This is a genomic window from Bacillus sp. FSL L8-0099, assembly GCF_038006385.1.
Taxonomy (GTDB): domain Bacteria; phylum Bacillota; class Bacilli; order Bacillales; family Bacillaceae_G; genus Bacillus_A; species Bacillus_A toyonensis.
Genome location: NZ_JBBOVC010000001.1, coordinates 2,312,963 through 2,334,798 on the forward strand (window position 1 = coordinate 2,312,963; position 21,836 = coordinate 2,334,798).

Annotated in this window: 12 protein-coding genes and 1 pseudogene; 12 read left to right on the forward strand and 1 reads right to left on the reverse strand. The window is 32.5% G+C overall.

Annotated elements, in window-relative coordinates; all coding sequences use genetic code 11:
• The first annotated feature begins 1,011 nt into the window (after positions 1 to 1,011).
• The 12 genes and pseudogenes from MHH42_RS11855 (at position 1,012) to MHH42_RS11910 (ending at position 20,583) form a co-directional block, all read left to right on the forward strand.
• Positions 1,012 to 2,241 carry a helix-turn-helix domain-containing protein gene (locus tag MHH42_RS11855; protein ID WP_001097922.1) on the forward strand — a complete coding sequence of 410 codons (1,230 nt, stop codon included), beginning with the start codon at positions 1,012 to 1,014 and terminating at the stop codon, positions 2,239 to 2,241.
• Between the two features lie 1,508 nt (positions 2,242 to 3,749).
• The gene (hblC, locus tag MHH42_RS11860) at positions 3,750 to 5,069 is read left to right on the forward strand and encodes a hemolytic enterotoxin HBL lytic component L2 (protein WP_016108361.1); all 1,320 of its coding nucleotides are present in this window, start codon (positions 3,750 to 3,752) and stop codon (positions 5,067 to 5,069) included.
• Positions 5,070 to 5,130: 61 nt separating this feature from the next.
• Positions 5,131 to 6,351, forward strand: coding sequence for a hemolytic enterotoxin HBL lytic component L1 (gene hblD / locus MHH42_RS11865; protein ID WP_000714431.1), 1,221 nt, complete (start codon positions 5,131 to 5,133; stop codon positions 6,349 to 6,351).
• Positions 6,352 to 6,387: 36 nt separating this feature from the next.
• Positions 6,388 to 7,515, forward strand: a complete 1,128-nt coding sequence (gene hblA, locus MHH42_RS11870; protein ID WP_016108362.1) for a hemolysin BL binding component B — start codon at positions 6,388 to 6,390, stop codon at positions 7,513 to 7,515.
• A gap of 325 nt (positions 7,516 to 7,840) precedes the next feature.
• Positions 7,841 to 9,238, forward strand: a complete 1,398-nt coding sequence (hblB, locus tag MHH42_RS11875) for a hemolysin BL regulatory component HblB (protein WP_016108363.1) — start codon at positions 7,841 to 7,843, stop codon at positions 9,236 to 9,238.
• Positions 9,239 to 10,069: 831 nt separating this feature from the next.
• Positions 10,070 to 11,884: an acyltransferase family protein gene (locus MHH42_RS11880; RefSeq protein WP_016108364.1), complete on the forward strand. Its 1,815-nt coding sequence runs from the start codon at positions 10,070 to 10,072 to the stop codon at positions 11,882 to 11,884.
• A gap of 477 nt (positions 11,885 to 12,361) precedes the next feature.
• Positions 12,362 to 12,769 carry a hypothetical protein gene (locus MHH42_RS11885; protein ID WP_016108365.1) on the forward strand — a complete coding sequence of 136 codons (408 nt, stop codon included), beginning with the start codon at positions 12,362 to 12,364 and terminating at the stop codon, positions 12,767 to 12,769.
• A gap of 269 nt (positions 12,770 to 13,038) precedes the next feature.
• The gene (locus MHH42_RS11890) at positions 13,039 to 15,444 is read left to right on the forward strand and encodes a PAS domain S-box protein (protein ID WP_340893412.1); all 2,406 of its coding nucleotides are present in this window, start codon (positions 13,039 to 13,041) and stop codon (positions 15,442 to 15,444) included.
• 266 nt (positions 15,445 to 15,710) lie between these two features.
• Positions 15,711 to 17,926, forward strand: a pseudogene (locus MHH42_RS11895) (binary toxin-like calcium binding domain-containing protein).
• A 292-nt stretch (positions 17,927 to 18,218) separates the two neighbouring features.
• Complete coding sequence (locus MHH42_RS11900; RefSeq protein WP_000746049.1) at positions 18,219 to 18,932, forward strand: response regulator transcription factor; 714 nt, start codon at positions 18,219 to 18,221, stop codon at positions 18,930 to 18,932.
• A complete protein-coding gene (locus MHH42_RS11905; RefSeq protein WP_016108369.1) occupies positions 18,929 to 19,987 on the forward strand; it encodes a sensor histidine kinase in 1,059 nt (352 codons plus the stop codon). The genes MHH42_RS11900 and MHH42_RS11905 overlap by 4 nt, the downstream gene beginning before the upstream one ends.
• A 98-nt stretch (positions 19,988 to 20,085) precedes the next feature.
• Positions 20,086 to 20,583, forward strand: a complete 498-nt coding sequence (locus MHH42_RS11910; RefSeq protein WP_000824733.1) for a DM13 domain-containing protein — start codon at positions 20,086 to 20,088, stop codon at positions 20,581 to 20,583.
• Between the two features lie 429 nt (positions 20,584 to 21,012).
• Here the strand turns inward: MHH42_RS11910 and MHH42_RS11915 are convergent, their stop codons facing one another.
• Complete coding sequence (locus MHH42_RS11915) at positions 21,013 to 21,834, reverse strand: class I SAM-dependent methyltransferase (RefSeq protein ID WP_016108370.1); 822 nt, start codon at positions 21,832 to 21,834, stop codon at positions 21,013 to 21,015.
• Between the last annotated feature and the right edge of the window lie 2 nt (positions 21,835 to 21,836).

Here is a 21,836-nt window from a genome sequence, read left to right on the forward strand (position 1 = left end):
CATTTTGTTTTTATTTATAGTATTTAATAAACTATAATATAACTTCATTTAAAGGTATTTTGATTCTTAATTAAAAATAAAGTGGAAAATTAAGAATATGTTGATGTGGTGCGGTATGAAAGCTAGGTAGCATAAAGATTAATAATACAAAGATGAACAACATATAAATAAAGTTTATTCATATGTTCTATCTCCCCTGCAATTCCTAGTATTTTTGAAATCTATATATTTCTTCCTCATTTGTGGAAAATAAAACTAATGTTGGGACCAGTAATATTGTGGGGATTAGATAAAAATAGTTGTCCCTATATCGCCAGAATTTTAAATATTCCATTCGTTTTTTATGTTTTCTTTTTTTATTTTTGTACTGATGATAAGATTCTTCTCTCAATTAGATCTTTAAATAACGTAGATCTATTTGGTGCTTGAATTTCTTCCAACGTGTACTTTCCGAAGCATAGTGGTTCATAAATAGTCTTATCATTGTCCTCTGTTGTTAATTTCCCGACTTTTTGTTATCTTTGTCTAAAATTTGAAACACAGTAGGTTTTCAGTTTTACATTTAAATTAGCATTATCTATTTTTGGAATTCAATTTGTACAAGTAATTGAATTGAAATTTTGATTGTTGGTTTTTGTGGTGGTACAGTATCTCTTGTTACTTTCGCTGTATTTTGAATCTTTTTTCCAGCTTGGTCCTCGCATGGAGTACCACTGTATTTTGTATGTTCTTCACTGTTTTCTCAAGTGTAATGATTAGATCTTGTAGAATTAAGAAATGACCTTCATTCATTTCATTTTCTTATCTACTCTGATATTTAGATGCTAATTACAATTAAATAATATATGATTTTCATAAAAAAGATATAGTAATATTTTGTCGTGAATTGTACTAATTTGATATTTTATAGTATTATTTGTCGTGAATTATACCTAGCAGAATATATATTATGAAACTATAAAAGGAACAATGAGGAAATTTATCAAATAATTTACTTAAAAGGAGAATGTAATGAATACTTCTATCGATATACAACACTTGTGTGATCTTGCACATAAAGCATTTAATGCCCCTGTACATATTTTATCTACAGACAAAAAAATTTTATATCATTCTACATCTGATGATGTTTATAGTCCTTTTTATTCTTCAAAAGAAGAACATCTTAGTGATATTTATCAAGAAAACGATCCCTTTAACTTACCACTTTTCAGATGTAACAGCTATCTTGAAAATTTTGTTCTAATACATATAGAAAATCATGATCACATTAAAGGGACTATTATTATCGGTCCCACTATACATCCAAAAGGTTCAGATGATATGACCATAAAACTTCAAAAAGAATTTAAATCAAATGATAAAATTCAAGAAAGACTAGCCTATTATCAGTGTTTATCTGAGATTGAAAAAACTACATTAATTGATATGGGAATTTTATTACATTACATGATTTTCAATGAAAAGTTAGATGTGGGTATTGTTTTAGAAAAAAATAAAGTACTAGAGGAAGTTCCTAATAAAATTGTGAAACCTGATTTATATATTTTAAAACGCCGACAAAACAAACCTAAAACTCACAACATGGCATTAGTAAATGATTTCTTTTTGACTATCAAAGAAGGAAATAAAAAAAAGTTAATACAGTATATGTATGCAGTTTCACAAGAGGATGTTGAACTGATGTTAATAGAGGATCCGCTCAGGAACCAAAAAAACCTTGGAATTATTGCGATTACCTTAGCTACTCGATATGCGATAGAAGGAAACCTGCCACCAGATATTGCTTTTGCTCATAGTATTTTATATATACAAACTCTGGAACAATTAGATAACGTAGAATCTGCAAAGCGATTGTCAGGAGACGCTTTACGTACCTTTGCAGATCGTGTGAAAGAATTCAATGCACAAAAGTATTCATACGCGGTTACTACATGTATGAAACATATTAATAAAAATGTTTACGATGGAATAACTCTCAATGAACTTGCTAATCATTTGGAAATTACCCCTACTTATCTGTCTAAACTATTTAAAAAAGAAATGGGAATTACTTTAAGCGAATATATTCAAAGGGAACGAGTGGAAGAAGCAAAAAAATTATTAACTCTAACTACTTATTCGCTATCAGATATCTGTGCTTGGCTTAACTTTAATGACCAAAGTTATTTTACGAGGGTTTTCAAAAAAATTACTAGCATGACCCCTAGACAGTACCGTGAAAAATATACAATAATATAGGCTTGTTATCTGGTCTCAATGTAAAAACTTAAAAATAGGTGTAAGTAATCTCTAAAACTTGAAAATACTGAGCTTATTACTCTAGAAAAAGTGTGTGATTTGTTTAGATAAGGAACTTGTATTCAAATAGACGTATGATCAACCTGATATTATCTTGTTAGCGGAACAGTTTCAATTTTCAGGAGTTGGCAAAAATAATGGAGAAACGAAGCTTATCTATTTTTTAAATAATAATTAGGCGCTGGATTTATCAGTATAGTTCTGAATTAGACAAACGAGTCTGACGTCAGCTCAAACAAATAGCTTTTGAAGAGTCCATGAAACATATATCCAAGCAAAAGCACAATGGAAATGTTTATACCATATTGTTAACTTGAAACACTATTTTTCTAAAGAAAACAAAAAAACAGAAGGCTGCAAAGGATTTTTAAGAAAGCTTTGCAGCTATTTTATATTTTAAAATCTATGGTTATAACGATGGGTAAGTTTATAGATTAATATCTCCATTTTAAATATTTATTAATGTTGATATTAGGGTATATTTCGTAAAAATTAATAATGTAACATATATCACATGATATATCTATGTTTTATGCAATTATACATAACTAAATAAAGGTAAAAAAGTATAAAAAAACCTATTAAATTATTCTATAAGTATTTTTTCTAAAATATAATTTCTTGGTTAAGCTAAAATAGTTATTTTGTAACCTTATATATATTAATTTGTAATCATTACAATTACAGAGGTGAAATTTTTAATTAATTATATTTGTATAATGTTTTTGGCTCGTGTTTTTACTTAACAGTTAAATTATTGAGTACAATCGACAAAATTTTGCTATTTACGCATTAAAAATTTAATGTTTTAATGAACAACATAACTGGTATGACCAGAGAGAAAGGAGAAGATGACGCTAATAGGAGTATAGCGAAGTTGTAAGTAACATTATGTCGAAAATATTTTTCTTAATAATCAGTTAATTAACGAGAGACCTAGAATCTCAAAATGATCAAGTTTGTAATAAAAGTGTTCTAAGTTTTTGCATAACAAAAGTGAATTTATTCCGCAATAAAAGTATAAGCAATGTACAGTATAAGTTCATCTTTTGTAGTCTTGTAAGGCTCTTGCTGACAAAACTAAGAGACATATTATGTAATTGATATTAAACAAGGTCAAAACAGGATTAACTGTCAGCATTGGTTTATCTATCCTCGCGGTTCTGTAAGTTAAACCGCAACTCTATGGGAGAATTAATATTTTACTACCCATTGGGTGTCTAATTCAAATATAGCTGATGAATTTTTATTGTTTATTTTTGAAAAATAGAGTATCTAAATGAGAGATGAGTAAAATTCTTACATCCTATTAGAAGTAAAAAATAAGGATAACACCCTATCTGAAAGACTTCTCTTTCCTCATCCGTGTACAAAAAGAGAGCCTAGTGCTAGGTCGTACAAGTTATATGAATCAATTTATAGAAAAAAATGGTAAAGGAGTGTACGGAATGAAGAATAAAATAATGACAGGATTTTTAATAACATCCATTGTAACTGGAGCGACTATTCCTATCAATACTCTCGCAACACCAATCGTTCAAGCAGAAACTCAACAGGAAAACATGGATATTTCTTCATCATTACGAAAATTAGGTGCGCAATCTAAATTAATCCAAACGTATATTGATCAATCTTTAATGAGTCCTAATGTACAGCTAGAGGAAGTCCCAGCTTTAAATACAAATCAATTCCTAATCAAACAAGATATGAAGGAATGGTCATCGGAACTCTATCCACAGTTAATTCTATTAAATTCAAAAAGCAAAGGATTTGTAACAAAATTTAATAGCTATTATCCGACATTAAAATCGTATGTAGACAATAAAGAAGATAGAGAAGGTTTTGTGGATAGACTTGAAGTACTTCAAGAAATGGCTATGACGAATCAAGAAAATGCGCAACGACAAATTAATGAGTTAACTGATCTTAAATTACAGCTTGATAAAAAATTAAAAGATTTCGATACTAATGTGGCAACTGCGCAAGGCATATTAGGTACAGATGGAACAGGAAAAATAGATCAGTTAAAAAATGAAATATTAAATACCAAAAAAGCAATTCAAAATGATTTACAACAAATTGCATTAATACCAGGAGCTTTAAATGAGCAGGGATTTGCTATATTCAAAGAAGTTTATAGTCTTTCAAAAGAAATTATTGAACCGGCTGCTCAAGCAGGGATGGCAGCGTATAACAAAGGAAAAGAAATTAACAACTCTATTCTAGAAGCTGAGAAAAAAGCAGCGCAAGAAGCGACAGAGCAAGGTAAAACAGCTCTAGAAATTGAATCGGCAAAAAAAGCAGCTCGTGAAGCAATTGAGAAAAGCAAACAAGGTGAAATAGCTGCAGCTGCAGCCGCAAAAACGCAAGAATATGACCTGATGAAAGCCATTGATACTGAAAAAATTAAGAAAACATTTGGTGTCTTCGCAGAAGTAAATAAACTAACAGCAGAGCAGCGAGCATATTTAGATGACTTAGAGAAACAAAACCAAAAAATATATGATTTAACAACGAAACTATCAATAGCAGATTTACAAAAATCAATGCTTCTTCTTTCACAAAATGATTTGCATACGTTTGCAAATCAAGTAGAAGTAGAACTTGACCTACTAAAGCGCTATAAAGAAGATTTAGATTTAATAAAAAATAACATTACAAAATTATCTACTAATGTTGATGCAACTAACGAGCAGTCTCAAAAAGATACATTAAGACAATTAAAAAATGTAATAAGTTACCTTGAAGAACAGGTATACAAATTTTGATATTACGTTTTTGAAAAAACTATAAAGATTATAAGAATCTAGCGAAAGAAGGAGAAAAGTGATGAAAAAATTCCCATTCAAAGTGCTAACTTTAGCCACTCTGGCAACGGTTATAACTGCTACTACTGGTAACACTATTCATGCATTTGCACAAGAAACGACCGCTCAAGAACAAAAAGTAGGCAATTATGCTTTAGGTCCTGAGGGACTGAAGAAAGCCTTGGCTGAAACAGGTTCTCATATTCTTGTAATGGATTTGTACGCAAAAACAATGATTAAGCAACCGAATGTAAATTTATCTAATATCGATTTAGGATCAGAAGGAGGAGAGTTGCTCAAAAATATTCACCTTAATCAAGAACTGTCACGAATAAATGCGAATTATTGGTTAGATACAGCGAAGCCACAGATTCAAAAAACAGCTCGTAATATTGTAAATTACGATGAACAATTTCAAAATTATTACGACACATTAGTAGATACTGTACAAAAGAAAGATAAGGCAGGTCTAAAAGAGGGCATAAATGATTTAATTACAACAATTAATACAAATTCAAAAGAGGTAACAGATGTAATTAAGATGCTACAAGACTTCAAAGGGAAACTATATCAAAATTCTACAGATTTTAAAAATAATGTTGGTGGTCCAGATGGGAAAGGTGGATTAACTGCAATATTAGCAGGTCAACAAGCAACGATTCCACAACTTCAAGCTGAAATTGAGCAACTTCGTTCTACTCAGAAAAAACATTTTGATGATGTATTAGCATGGTCAATTGGTGGTGGATTGGGAGCAGCTATTTTAGTTATTGCAGCTATTGGAGGAGCAGTTGTAATTGTTGTAACTGGTGGTACAGCAACACCGGCTGTTGTTGGTGGACTTTCAGCTCTTGGAGCAGCTGGTATCGGTCTAGGAACTGCGGCTGGTGTCACGGCATCTAAGCATATGGACTCCTATAACGAAATTTCTAACAAAATCGGGGAATTAAGTATGAAAGCAGATCGTGCTAATCAAGCAGTTCTTTCGCTTACTAACGCGAAAGAAACATTGGCATATCTATACCAGACTGTAGATCAAGCGATATTGTCTCTAACAAATATTCAAAAGCAATGGAATACAATGGGCGCAAATTATACAGATTTACTGGATAATATCGATTCTATGCAAGACCACAAATTCTCTTTAATACCGGATGATTTAAAAGCTGCTAAAGAAAGTTGGAATGATATTCATAAAGATGCAGAATTCATTTCAAAAGACATCGCTTTTAAACAGGAATAGAACTGAAAATGAAAACTTATATTGGAGGAATATAAAATGATGAAAAATATCCCGTACAAACTAATCGTCGCATCGGCTCTTTTAACTATGACAGCAACTTCTGTAGTCTCACCAGAAGCAACTTTTGCAAGTGAAATTGAACAAACGAACAATGGAGATACGGCTCTTTCTGCAAATGAAGCGAGAATGAAAGAGACCTTGCAAAAGGCTGGATTATTTGCAAAATCTATGAATGCCTATTCTTATATGCTAATTAAGAATCCTGATGTAAATTTTGAAGGAATTACTATTAATGGATATGTAGATTTACCTGGTAGAATCGTACAAGATCAAAAGAATGCAAGAGCACATGCTGTTACTTGGGACACGAAAGTAAAAAAACAGCTTTTAGATACATTGACTGGTATTGTTGAATATGATACAACGTTCGACAATTATTATGAAACATTGGTTGAGGCGATTAATACAGGGGATGGAGAAACTTTAAAAGAAGGAATTACAGATTTACGAGGTGAAATTCAACAAAACCAAAAGTACGCACAACAATTAATAGAAGAATTAACTAAATTAAGAGACTCTATTGGACAAGATGTTAGAGCATTTGGAGGCAATAAAGATCTTTTGCAGTCGATTCTAAAAAACCAAGGTGCAGATGTTGATGCAGATCAAAAGCGTCTAGAAGAAGTATTAGGATCAGTAAACTATTATAAACAATTAGAATCTGATGGGTTTAATGTAATGAAGGGTGCTATTTTGGGTCTACCAATAATTGGCGGTATTATAGTGGGAGTAGCAAGAGACAACTTAGGTAAGTTAGAGCCTTTATTAGCAGAATTACGTCAGACCGTGGATTATAAAGTAACATTAAATCGTGTAGTTGGAGTTGCTTATAGTAATATTAATGAAATGCACAAGGCACTTGATGATGCTATTAACGCTCTTACTTATATGTCAACGCAGTGGCATGATTTAGATTCTCAATATTCGGGCGTTCTAGGGCATATTGAGAATGCAGCTCAAAAAGCGGATCAAAATAAATTTAAATTCTTAAAACCTAATTTAAATGCAGCGAAAGATAGTTGGAAAACATTACGAACAGATGCTGTTACATTAAAAGAAGGAATAAAGGAATTAAAAGTGGAAACAGTTACTCCACAAAAATAGGGAAATATTTATTCTGTTGCAAAGTGCCCCATAACATAGAGAGTCTATGATTACACTGATAAACAGTAAAGCGGTAATTAATAAATCCTTATATATTAAAAAGGCGGAGTCTCATTAAAGACTTCGCCTTTCACTTATATGTAAGTTGTATCCAAATAAAAAGATAGCCATGTAGTTTACTTGTTTTTAAAAATTTGTAACAGAATCGATCAATAGGAGACAGGTTATATAGATTTGCTTAATAATATCGAATCTATGCAACAACAGCGTCTTTTAATAAGAATAGGACTTGAAATCATACTCTATACAGGAGGAATAAGAAAAGATGAAAAAAAAACCTTATAAAATACTGGCTGTATCAGCATTTTTAATTATGACAACTACCTATGCAGTCACACCAGTAGCAACCTTTGCAATTGAAACTGAACAAACGAACACTGGAGATAGGTCTCTTTCAGCAAATGAAGAAAAGATGAAAAAAACTGTACAAGATGCTGGGTTATTTGCAAAGGCTATGAATGAATATTCTTATTTACTAATTAATAATCCGGATGTGAGTTTTGAAGGAATTTCTATTAATGGGTATGCAGATTTACCTAGTAAAATTGTACAGGATCAAAAGAATGCAAGAGCACATGCTGTTACATGGAATACAAAAGTAAAAAAACAGCTTTTAGATACATTGACCGGCATTATTGAATACGATACAAAGTTTGAAAATTATTATGAAACATTAGTAGAGGCGATCAATAATGGAAATGGGGATACTTTAAAAAAGGGGATTACAGATTTAAGGGTGGGGATTCAACGAAACCAAAAGTCCGCAAAAGCGTTAATAGAAGAATTAACTAAATTTAAAAACGCTATTGGAGAAGATGTTAGAGTATTTGGAAGCCATAAAGAGACCTTGCAATCGATTTTAAAAAACCAAGGAGCTGATGTAGAGACTGATCAAAAGCGTTTAGATGAAGTTTTAGGACAAGTAAACTATTATAAGAAATTAGAATCTGATGGGTTAATAATGGTGAAAGTCCCTTTTATCCCCACGCTTATTTCTGGTGGCATAATGATAGGTACTGCTAGAGATAATTTAGGTCGATTAGAGCCTGCTTTAGCAGAATTACGTAAAACTGTAGATTATAAAATTACATTAAATCGTGTAGTCGGAGTTGCTTTTCATAATATTAGTGATATGCATAGTACGATTGATAGTGCTATTACTGCTCTTACTTATATGTCCACACAATGGGATGATTTAGACTCTCAATATTCGGGCGTAATGGGGCATATTGATAAAGTTGATGAAAAAGCTGATCAAAATAGATATAAATTTTTAAAGCCTAACTTGAATTCAGCTAAAGACAGTTGGAAAACATTAAGAGCAGATGTTGTCACATTACTAGAAGGCATAAAAATTGCAGAGAAGAAAGAACAAGATTTTATGAATCTACTTCGTCCATCAAATGTTTTTTACTTTTATAAAAAAATCCATAACGCATACACTTTTGAAATAAAGACTGGAACAAATGCACCAAATGCGTCTTATAAAGTTATGAATTTAACTAAAAACACTGTTCATCATATGTGGAGTGGAGGTGCTAATACAAGCATGTGGGCTGACTGGCTTTCATTCAATCCAAATGATGAATTTGCGGTGGTAGCAGTAGTGGATGGAAAAGAATATGTTGTATATAAAGACAAAGTAGAAAATATAATGAACTGAACCCGAAAAAATGTATTAATTGGAGATGGTACACTAAACTAGACACCAAGTTAATTGAAAAATTGACCGGTATATGGCTCCTTATTTCCTAGAACACCTAGCTAAAGCAAAGGAATTCGTACATAGATTAGTTGACATTTATGTAGGTTTCATCCATTTTCAAAGATAGTTTTTCTTTTTTGTTTTATTTTTCAAAAATCACGAATGAAATTTCCGCATTTACGAACTCAGCACATAATGGTTGTTAGATGAATTGACATACCACGTCCCTTTAGAATTTCAGGCATATTATGATAACTTAAAGAAAAAAATAATAGTAGCAAATGGCTACTATTATTTTTCTTTAAAATATCACATCTATCATGTTCCTTATTTGCTTTCCCAGAATTTATTCTAGTTAAAAAAACCTTGCACCAGAACACATATTGTTCTGATGCAAGGTTCGCTGCAATATAAAATACACGACAGTAAGGGCAAGACATAAAATGTGATTTCAAATGAAACATATGTATATGTGAAGTAAGGTAAAAGAGGGGCTGCTCATAACCAGTAGCCCTTCTTTATAACGTTATTTTGCAGGGAAATGTTCAAATATACGTTATATATCATATTCCTCTTTTTCGGAAGAGCAACAAGAACATCTAGCTTAAAAATTTTCACAACAGAGCCAGATAACGTGTTAAAGTATTAATTACTGTGCATGTAAAGATAAAAAAAAGAGCCTTACAAAAAGATGTTTGCAATAGTTTAGCTTATACGATTTTAGGGGATTAATAGTACTTTGTGCCGTTATTATTAACCTAATTTCCAAGAAAAAGAGGTGAATGTAGGATGACTAAACCTTTTAAAAAAAATAGTCGTTATATGGTTGGATTGGACAGTCTAAGGGGCCTAGCTATACTAGGTGTTATTTTGTATCATATTAATTTTAATTGGATGCCTGGAGGATTTTTAGGAGTTACTGTATTTTTTGTACTTTCAGGTTATTTAATTACAGATATTCTAGCCATAGAGTGGAAGAGAAATAAGAGAATTGATTTAAAAAAATTCTGGCTTAGTAGGGCAAGGAGATTGCTTCCAGGAATGCTTGTTATGCTTGTTATAACGTTGGCATGGATTACAGTTTTTCATAGCTCTTTACTTGAAAAAATGCGCGGAGATTCATTAGCGGCATTATTTTATGTTAGTAACTGGTGGTATATTTATCATAAATTATCGTACTTTGATAATTTTAACCAGCTTTCTCCATTGAATCATTTTTGGTCGTTAGCAGTTGAGGAACAATTCTACGTTGTTTGGCCGTTTATCATTAGTTTAGGGCTTTACTACATAAAAAAACAATCCCGTATGATTTTATTAATTTGTCTGGGAGCCGTTGCTTCAGCTTTAGCGATGGCAATTTTGTATGAACCTGGAGCTGATCCGAGCAGAATATATTATGGTACAGATACGAGGGCCTTTTCCTTACTTATCGGAGCGGTACTTGCCTTAGTTTGGCCAAGCAATAGGCTTGCAAATAAAATTATCCCAAAGGCGCGTTTCATTCTTGATGTAGTGGGGGGCATTGCCCTTATTATTATTTTGGTTATGTTTTGGAAGACCAATCAATATGATCCATTTCTATACAAGGGAGGAATGGTTTTCTTATCAATTGCAACAGCATTGTTAGTCGCAAATCTAGCTCATCCAGCTAGTCGTATTGCTCAATTTTTACGATTTAGACCTTTACGTTGGATAGGGATAAGATCGTATGGCATATACCTCTGGCATTATCCAATTCTTACATTGACGACTCCAAAGGTAAATGCTGGGGATTTTTTATTAATAAGAGCAATCCTTCAATTTCTTTTGATTATATTGATTGCGCAAATTTCATGGAAGTTTATTGAAAAACCAATCCGACAAGGTGCGCTCCGGAACATTCAGTTTAAGAATTTAAGAATTCAAAATGTCACTTTAGGTGTTAAGTTAGCTTTAATTTGTACATTATTCGTTTCGTCGATAGCGGTCGTAGGGTTATCAAAAGCTAGTAAGGCTAAGGAGAACTCTCAACAAGATAAGGTGAAAGCAGCACAAACACAACTGGCGCCACATCCAGTTGCAGTTTGGGAAAATCCAAATCAAGAGACGCCTCAAAAACAAGGGGAATCAAGAGAAGTAAATTCTGCACAACCTAAAAATTCACTCACAGTTACTGCGATAGGCGATTCCGTTATGATTGATATTACTCCGTATTTAAAAAATACTTTTCCTGATATTAGGATTGATGCCCAAATTGGTCGCCAGCTGTCAAAAGCGATTCCGGTAGTTGAACAGTTAAAATATGAAGGTAATTTAGGGAATTATGTCATTATTGGATTAGGTACAAATGGAGCCTTTACTACTGAGCAACTTGTTTCATTAATAAAAGTAATTGGAAACGAACGTAAAATCATATTTATTAATACGAGAGTACCACGTCCGTGGGAATCAATCGTGAATGAGAGACTGAAAGTAACGGTATCTGAATATCCGAATGTAACTCTAGTTGATTGGTATGCAGCAAGTGCTGGAAAGAAAGACTACTTTGCACCTGACGGTGTGCATTTAACCAAAGTAGGTGCAGAAGCATACGCAGCACTTGTAGCCAAAGCGGTGAAGCAATAATTAAATATGTTTTATTAACTTCTGTTGGGTAAGGAAATCGTTCTGAGTATGAGGTGCCACTCTGAGGTTTAATTACAATTCAAAAAAGAATATTATTCATGTTCTTCTAATCTAAGATTTAGAGTGGCCTGACTCACTTCTGTAATTTGACATGAAATATATGCAAACCTGAAAAGAAAGAAAAGGAACTAGAAGAGGCTACAAAGAATACAAAATATGAAGTTGAAATATTAGGAAGAGACTCCGCAGGTAGAAGCACTGCAAATACATTAAAAGAACGACTTGCAATGAAAAAAATTAATTCAAATCCACAAAGAATAGTTCTAACGAGAATACCAATGACAGATTCTTGTTGACCCAAAGAAGGTGGCTAGGAATGGAACTCTTGTAGCAATTCATTATTTTAAAAATAATAGAACAGGCGAATTTAATGATTTTAAATTTAAAAATTAATTTTTTGTTGATAGGAGCTTGTATGTGAAGGTAATGTGTATAAAAAATTCAGGAGATACATTTTCAGAGGTTTTATTAGATCAAGGATATAATCGAGACTATATTATAAATTTAGAAACCGATAAGGAATATGTGGTTTATGGTATTAGTTCATTGAATGGAGCATTAGACTATCTAATCTTGGGTGAAAATGAAAACTTGCCTTCATGGTACCCAGCAGAATTGTTTGAAGTATCGAACCCTTTACAACCTTTAGAATGGTATTTTGCGGATCATAAACATAGTAAAGCGACAACGATACAATATATATGGGGTTATAAAGAATTAGCTTTAAATGATAGACATGCTCTTGGTTTAATAGAAAGGGAGAATAAAGATATTGCAATATTTTTAAAGCGAAAAGCCGAAATTGAGGAATTAGAAGAATCGTAATAGTGAAGGAATTGATTAATTTATAAAAAACGTAGGAATTAAATATTCCTACGTTTTTTTGTACATAACATTTAAATAAACACCTTATTTTTGGGGGATTTACAGGTTCAAATGGAAGATGCCCTGATTTTCGATTTGAATCAATATGATACTATTTACATGTATTGTCATGTACGGAATTATATTTTTTGCACCTGAACTGTGTATATTATTTGTAGGATTTTCTGTTTTTTTGTCGAATATATCTTTAATGCAAGGAGGGACATTACATGATTATTAAAGACTATTTCATCAATCTTTCTATTTTTTCTTTATTAGTTAGCGCAGCGATATTTATTCAAGTTTTTTTGGTTCATTCCAGGCGATATTTCGAAAAATTCTATGGAGGGATTATTGCAGTTACTTTGATGCTCTTTTCTTTTCCATACATGGGATTTTCCTACGATCTTCGAGTTGTTCCTCTTATTTTATCTTTTATTTACTTTGGTCGCATTGCTGGTTGGATTACGTTAATTAGCATTATTATAATGCGTATCTTTTATATTGGAGGTTACTGGGAACCTCCTGTGATTGCTTATTTAGGTTTGGGTATCCTATTTGTTACTTTTAAAACATATTTTAAAAACCCTCATCCGTTTAAAAGTGCATTTTTATATTTTTCTGTTTTTGTCGGAATAAAGTGGTTAGTTGGTGTATTATTTAATACTACATTACTTTACACAGGAGGCTTATTATATATAGCATTAGGACTTTTAATTGGGCTATTTCTTATGGAAGCCTACCAGAGATTGTATTATTTAACACAGGACTTATCTAAAATGAATCGAGAATTAAAAAAATCCAAGCAAGAACTTACAGATACCGTACATGAGCTTCAAGGAGGGATTTTTAAATTTAAAAAAGTGGGTAAGCACTTTATACACACTTTATGTGATGGACAGTTTTATTATCAAAAAGGATTTTACTCTGAACAGGTGGTAGGGAAAAGCTTACGGACTATTGATGCCTCTATTGTTCCACCACATTTAGTTTCACAATTGATGAAGTATTATCTTCAGGCATGGGAAGGGAAAGAAATTATATTCGAATTACCCTGGCCAGATGATAAAACCATTATTCTTATTGCACTTAGGCCGATTAAACGAAATGGACAAGTTATTGAAGTTGTTGGTTCTACAGTCGATATAACCGAAAGGAAAAAGGTAGAATCAGAATTAAGAGCTACCAAAGAATTACTAGAATCATTTATAAAGCATAATGTAGATGCTATTACCATTTCTGATCGAGAAGGGCATATTTTACAAGCAAATAAAGCTTATGAAAAGATATTTGGATGGTCATTAGAAGAAATCATAGGTAAGAGATTACCCTGTGTACCAGATTTCTTAATGGAAGAATCATTCAAAAATATTCAGAAAATTCTAACAGGAGAATCCGTAGTTACTAGATTAGAAACTGTTAGACGACGTAACGATGGAAGTCTTCTTGATGTCAGTCTGACAGTTTCTCCTATATTAGACGTAAGAGGAAATGTGATAGCTTTATCTGCAATATGTAGAGACATCTCTGAAAGAAAACAAGCAGAAAGAGAGCGACATCGATTACATCAACAATTAAAAGATAGTGAAATGAAGTACCGTGCACTAATCGAACAAGCAACTGATGCAGTATATGTAGTAGAGCTGAATGAAAATTATGTTCCCAGTCGATTCATTGAGGTAAACCCTGTTGGTTGTAAAAGATTTGGATATAGTAGAGAAGAGCTGCTCTCGTTACCATTTCCAAATGTAGTACCACAAGATTCTAAAATGATTGTAAGGTTGTTAGAAAAAATTAGAGAGGGACAAACTTCCTTCACTTTACAAGATGAATACGCTTTTCCAACAGGAAAAATAATAACAACTGAGTTTAGTGTCCGTGTTTTTAACTTAAATGGTAAAAAGGTTTTCCTGAGTATTTCTCGTGATATCACTGAACGGCTAAAAACAGAAGAATTACTACGGAAATCTGAAAAACTTGCTGTCGTAGGACAATTAGCGACTGCAATGGCTCATGAAATTAATAATCCATTAACCGCAATGAAAGGGTTTATGCAATTACTAAAATCAACGGAAACTGAGAATAATCAGGGGTATATAAATATAGTATCATCAGAGATTGAGCGTATAGAAAGTATTACTAATGAATTTATGGCGGTAGCCAAACCACAGGTGGTAAAGATACAACCTAATGATATTAGTGTGCTAATGGATCAAGTTTTAATGCTACTGCAACCTCAAGCAATGATGAATAATATAAAAATTAGAATTGATTTTACACCTGGTATTCCATTGATTCCATGTGAAGGAAATCAATTAAAACAAGTATTTGTTAATATTATAAAAAATGCAATTGAATCCATGCCAACAGGAGGAGAAATTTTGATTCAATTTGATAAACTTGATAATAATCAAATAAGGATTCGCTTTATCGATCAAGGATGTGGGATTCCAAAAGAACGTATACCATATTTAGGAGAACCTTTTTACAGTATTAAGGAAGAGGGAATCGGCTTAGGATTAATGGTATGTTATAAAATTATTGAAACACACCAGGGGAAGGTATTTATTGAGAGTGAAGTGAATAAGGGAACTATAGTTGAAGTCACTCTTCCAATTTGCACACTTCAAAATTAATACATTCTTTTACTGAAATTTTATAAATTAGTAAGCAGTTAGCTTTGGCTAGCTGTTTTTTTGTATATATTGTAATCGATTCTTCATATTACGGCTTTTTAATGTTTCATATATAGATTTTAAAAACTTTGTAAGTGTTTTGTAACATTTACGAGAGACTTTTTTAACAGTTATGAGAGAGAAAAGAAAGATTTGTTATATATGATGAAATTAATCTTACTAGTAGGTGTTCTAATTGACCTAGAAACCAAGGAGGAAAAATAACAATGAAACAATTGAAGCCAGCAATTAGTGTATTAGGTAGTGTATCGATGGCACTGACTTTAGCATCTCCTGCTTTTGCAGATGTAAAACAACCGAATCCAGGAGGTACAGTTGAAATATTCAAAGAGAATGCAAATGTAAAAAAAGAAGATAAGAATTTCACGCTCGGATCTGATGGGGAAATAGGTTCACTCATTACACAAAACATTGAAATGGCAAACAACGATTGGGATAAAGATGGTATTTCTAACGACTTAGAGATGAATGGATATAAAATTGAATTCAATTCACAAACTGGAAAAAATGAAGCGAAAGCATGGGATCCCGAGAAGGATAAAGGGAAACCAAAATTTATATCGAATCCTATGAATGCAAATACGGATGGTGATCCTTTTACTGATATGTATGAGGTTGAGAATTATAACAACGATTCTGATACTAATTTCAATCCGATAGTTGCCAACATGCCGAATTTGCAAATTGGTGTCAAACGAATTGAAGTAATTCCTATTGCAACCATTACGGATAATAATGGCGGATCAGTTAGCAGAGGATGGGAAAAAAGTGTATCTACACAACATTCATTTAATGTAGGTTTAAGTGGTTCAGGTGGTGTAGAAGGCTCAGCAGCCGGTCCTGTTCCTTCCGGAAGTGTTTCAGCAAATGTGGGATACGGATATTCAAAAACAACTACGGAAACGGAGAGTTATACAAATAATTTTGATTGGTCTACTGCAACAACTGTGGATACAGCGAACGCAGCAAAATTACGGGTACATTTGGAATATAAGAATGTAGGAACAGCATCCGCTGAAAATGTTTCGCCTCATTTTAATATTCGTTTAGGAAACAAAATTATTAATACTGTAAAGGCAACACAAGATCGTTATAAAGCAAACTATTTAAGTACAGAAAAAGGTGGACGGAATAAAACAGAAGTAGTAATTGACAGTTTAGAAGGACAAGCAGATGCGAATATTGTCTTATCTTTGGATGAATTGAAAGCTGTTGAACAAGGGGAACTTCTTTCGATTGAAGTTTTACCTACAAGTACAATGGATTTATCTATTGAAAAAGGTGAAGAAATTATGCATTTGGGGATTCAGGGAGATATGAGTCTAGAGTAAATGCAGCTACTGAACAATTAGAAACAGATATAGGAAATATACCAAAGTTTAGGGTATATACTCCTAAAGACAAATCCCTTGCTGATAAGCCAGTTTTATCCTATAACGAAGTTTTTCAACATGTAAATATAGATAAGAAAAAAGTAAATCATATTGTAAACAAGGCTAAAAGTACTAATAACGTATCAGTAGTTTCAGCTAATAATGGAACTGATGCATTGAACGATTTAAAAGCTGGACAGGGAGATCGCGGTTATTTACATAAAGACTCTGTACATGGTGCTTTTGCAAAACTACAGCAACCAACATTAGTAGAAGGTAGTTATGATTCTGTGATGCAAAAGATTAGGGCAACAATTTTACCTGGTTTATTTGGTGTGAGTAAAGAGATTCCTACTACTTATAGTAAGAAATGGAATGCTCCGTCACAAACAGTAACACTAGTTAAACGTGAGAATGGATTTACATATGAGTCTAGAGAAAATATACACCCTATTAAATCTGAAATTGCTGCGCACAGAAAAGTTACATTTGAAATCAATGACGCACACAATCTAACCCCTACACAAAAGATTGATACTGAAATTAAAGCTAATAAAGAATTTGAAGATTATGTAGTAGATAATTCAGGTGAATTTGTTACAGAAGGGGTTCCTTATACCGTAGCTTCATATGGAAATACAGCTTATTGGGGAAGTCATCATGCCGGGAATAAATGGGAGTATCTTTGGGCTGAAAAATCTAGCGATGAAAAAGTGAATGTAATTATTGAAAGAGTAGGTCAACCTAAACCTGGAAAACCAATTAAAAAGGATGAAGAGGTATTAATTAAATTTCGAAATCCTATTTATTCAGATTATGCATATTTAAAACTTCAAGATAGTTATATCCATTTAGATCAAAAACAGAATGCAAGTACTTTTAAATTTAATCATGCATATCCAAAGAATTTCACTGGATACCATAAGCAATGGAACATACTATCTAATGGTAACAAGTTAAAGGTAGGATATTTAATCGATTATATGAAATATGGTAATGGAGAGAATGGGACTGATACTATAGCATGGAATCTATCAAGAGTTCAGTAATAGGTAACAGTTCTGTTGCTAAGTTTGAAAAGAGAACCAGAAATGAATTGAATCCGAAAAGTTAGATACAATAATTTAGGTTACTAATAAGGAATGAGTTCGATGTTGAATCGGACTCATTCCTTTTAATTTATATAATTTAGTAACTACTATTTTAAATACCTATCTAGTCATATAAGTAATCAAATGTTAAGATTACTATCTGTATTACAAAATTTATTTTCTGAATTTTCATTGGATAATAGAAACAATAAATTTTGTGTTATTGGTGAAAAAGAAGTGAGGATAGTATATGAAGAAAAGAATTTTAATTGTAGAAGATGAAGAAAATATTCGAGAAGTATGCAAACGGTATTTAGAAAGAGAAGAATATGAAGTTTATACCGCTGTAAATGGTAAAGAAGGTTGGGATTTATTTCTTACACATCAACCAGATTTAATTATATTAGATTTGATGATGCCAAAAAAAGATGGATGGGAATTATGCGAGGAAATTCGTCAACAGTCAAATGTCCCTATTATTATGTTAACTGCTAAGGGAGAGGAAAGGGATCGAATTTTAGGCTTAACAATGGGGGCAGATGATTATTTAACAAAGCCATTTTCCCCTCGTGAATTAGTATTAAGGGTTCAAATTATACTAAGAAGAGGAAGCCATGTACCAATACAAGCGAAAGAATCTCTATTGGAAGTGATAGAGTTTCCAGATTTAAAAATATATCCAAAGACAAGATATGTACTTGTTTGTGATAAGGAAGTGGAGTTAACGGTGAAAGAGTTTGAGGTACTTTATCTCATGGCAAAGCATCCAAAACAAGTATTTTCTCGCTCGCAGCTTCTTGAATTAATTTGGGATTTTGGACATGAAGGAGCATCAAACACAGTTACCGTGTTAGTGAGTCGTTTACGTGAAAAGCTCGAAAAGCATACGATAAAGAATCGTTGGATTCATACGGTTTGGGGTATAGGATATCGCTTTGAGCCAAATGGAGGAAATGAAACATGAGATTACGTATTCAATTGTTACTCATGAATCTATTAAGTACTAGTATTATGGTAATTGCTATATGGTATAGTGAGACGAAAATGTTACTTGAACCGGAACAAACGCGGTTATTAACAGTAATTGCATTTGTGGCATTCATTATTTCAACGTTTATTTATTGGTTAATGACACGTCCTATCATGAAATCTATACAAAATTTAATAAAATTGACGAAACAATTTAGTGATAGACACTTTGAAACGATGTATATAATTGGGCAAGAACCACGTGAGTTTAAAGAATTGGCAACAGCTTTTCAACAGATGGCAAAAAAATTAGAAGAAGGGTTTACTAAGTTAGAGGAACAGGAAAACTCTCGTAAGGAGCTAATTACCAATATCTCACACGACTTACGAACACCTATGGCGAGCATGCAAATGATGATAGAAGCATTACAAGATAACCTGATTGAAGATCCTGAAATAAAAAAGCAATACTTGGCAACGGTTTTAAAAGAAATAGAAAGATTAAATGGATTAATTAACGACTTATTTGATCTTTCAAAGTTAGAGTTTGAGCAAGTAGATTTTCACCCAAGTTTCACACATTTAGATAAAGTTCTATTAGATGTATTAGAGTCACATTCTGTCTTATTAGGAGACAAACAAATCCATGTGCAATTGGATGTCCCTGATACATTACCTCGACTTTTGATTATGCCTTGTAAAATTGAAAGGGTCATAGGTAATTTATTACATAATGCAATTCGATATTCTCCTATCTTTGGAACAATTGAATTGACTGTAGTGGAAAATAAATCAACTCAACAGGTCCAATTCACTATGCGGGATGAAGGAATGGGAATTTCTCCAAATGATCAATTACGTGTATTTGAACGTTTTTTTAGAACAGATCGATCAAGAAGTTCACAATCTGGAGGTTCCGGACTTGGATTAGCTATTGCAAAATCATTAATTGAAATGCACAAAGGGGAAATTGGTGTAAGGAATCGCGCAGATGGTAAGCAGGGAAGTGAATTTTGGTTCACTCTTCCCATCACATCAGTAAAAAAATAAGATGGCTGAAAGACTTTTGTAACATTTACGTTAGAAAAATGAAAGACCTTCTTGTTAACATACTACTACACAGTATGTTACAGGAGGTTTTTTACTATATGAAAAGAAAATATGTATGGCTTATAGGTGGTTTAATAATTGTATTGGGGATTTTATGGTCATTGTTCCGACCAGAGAAATTATTTATTGATAAGCACGTAAATGAATCATTGCCACAAGCAGAGATACAATCAACTGAAGTAAGGCAACAAAGTGATCGAGTAATAAGGGAAGGTCAGTTTCAAAACGGTGTCCATGAAACAACTGGAACGGCAAAAATTCACCAATTAGCGGATGGAAAACGTGTTTTACGACTTTCTAATTTTGCAACATCAAATGGGCCAGATGTACGAGTTGTATTAGTTCCTACAAATCGTTTGAAAAATAATGAAGACGTAAAAAACTATCAGTATATTGAATTAGGAAAATTAAAGGGAAATAAAGGAGACCAAAACTACGAAATTCCTGAAGGGATAGATGTAAGTGAATATGGTTCGGTTTCTGTTTGGTGTAAAAGATTTAATGAAAACTTTGGTGCGGTTTATTTTAATAATTAAATATGAATTTAAAATTCCCTCTTACAGGCGAAATTCATATGGGTTATGGTAAAAGCTGCAGCGGACTTAGTTGCTATGAAGGGCACTCATAAGAGTGTCTTTTTCATATTTCTCAATTTTTGTATATTTTAGTGCAATTGGACGTTTACGAAGAGATTTTATTCGTGCATAAATAATTTTAAGAGTATGCCAGGAAATCTTTGATTTATCAAGAAAAATTAAATTTAAAATGTATTATATACAAAAGCCACTTGAGGGGTGTTAAGATGCCAAATTTCTCATTTTGAGGTAGTTGCTTTTCATAGCTAGATGACTATGTATCGGTACCCCATAAGAAAAAGGCAGAAACATATCAAATATGTTCCTGCCTTTTTCTTATGTTTAACATGTATAACCTAAATATAAATGTATTGAGGTCTTCTTTATTTATTATTTTTTAAACCGCAAATGAACAAACTTCAACATCTTTATTGCGTTTACAATTCGCATCATAATACGTGTACTACCATCCCAATCTTTATTTGTAGGTATACCTTTAAAGAAAGGGGAGCAGCTTAATATTTTTATGTTTGAAGACCATTTTTCTATTGATTTTAGATTGTTTACATAAAAATACATCATCGCGCCGTTATTGCCAGATTTTTTTACAGTTGCATTCGAAAGGTTCAGTGCGAATTTTGATTCAGCATCAAAATATAGCTCTCCTCCAGGAAAACGTTTTGACATAGCAACTATGATCTCTTTTAAATCTTCTTCTTTAAAGTAATAAAATACACCTGCTGATATAAAAAGAATACCGTCGTTTGGATCATATCTTATATCGTCAAACCAAGAGGTATCAAAAAATGATTTAGTGATGCTAATATTCCTAGGTGTATCGTCAATTAAAGTCTTGCGAAAAGAGATTGCATCGGGTAAATCAAGGTTATACCAATGTATTGTACCGTTATCAATTCTTGAAAAAGTAGTATCTAGTCCTGAACCGATATTTACTATAGTGGCGTTCGGGTGTTTTGCTATAAATTGTTTTATCGCATCATCAATTTTTCGTGCACGAGTAATGTATGTGATACATCCGTATTCGCCAAATGTATTTGCTATTGTTGAGAAGTCAAAATCGCATTCTTTAATTATTCGAATAGCCTCTGTATCATCTAAAATATCCTTATTCTTCTCACTGCCATATGCTCTTCCCCATAGGGGAATAAGCATCGTACCTTGTACGGATTGTAAATCTAATTCTTTAACCATGA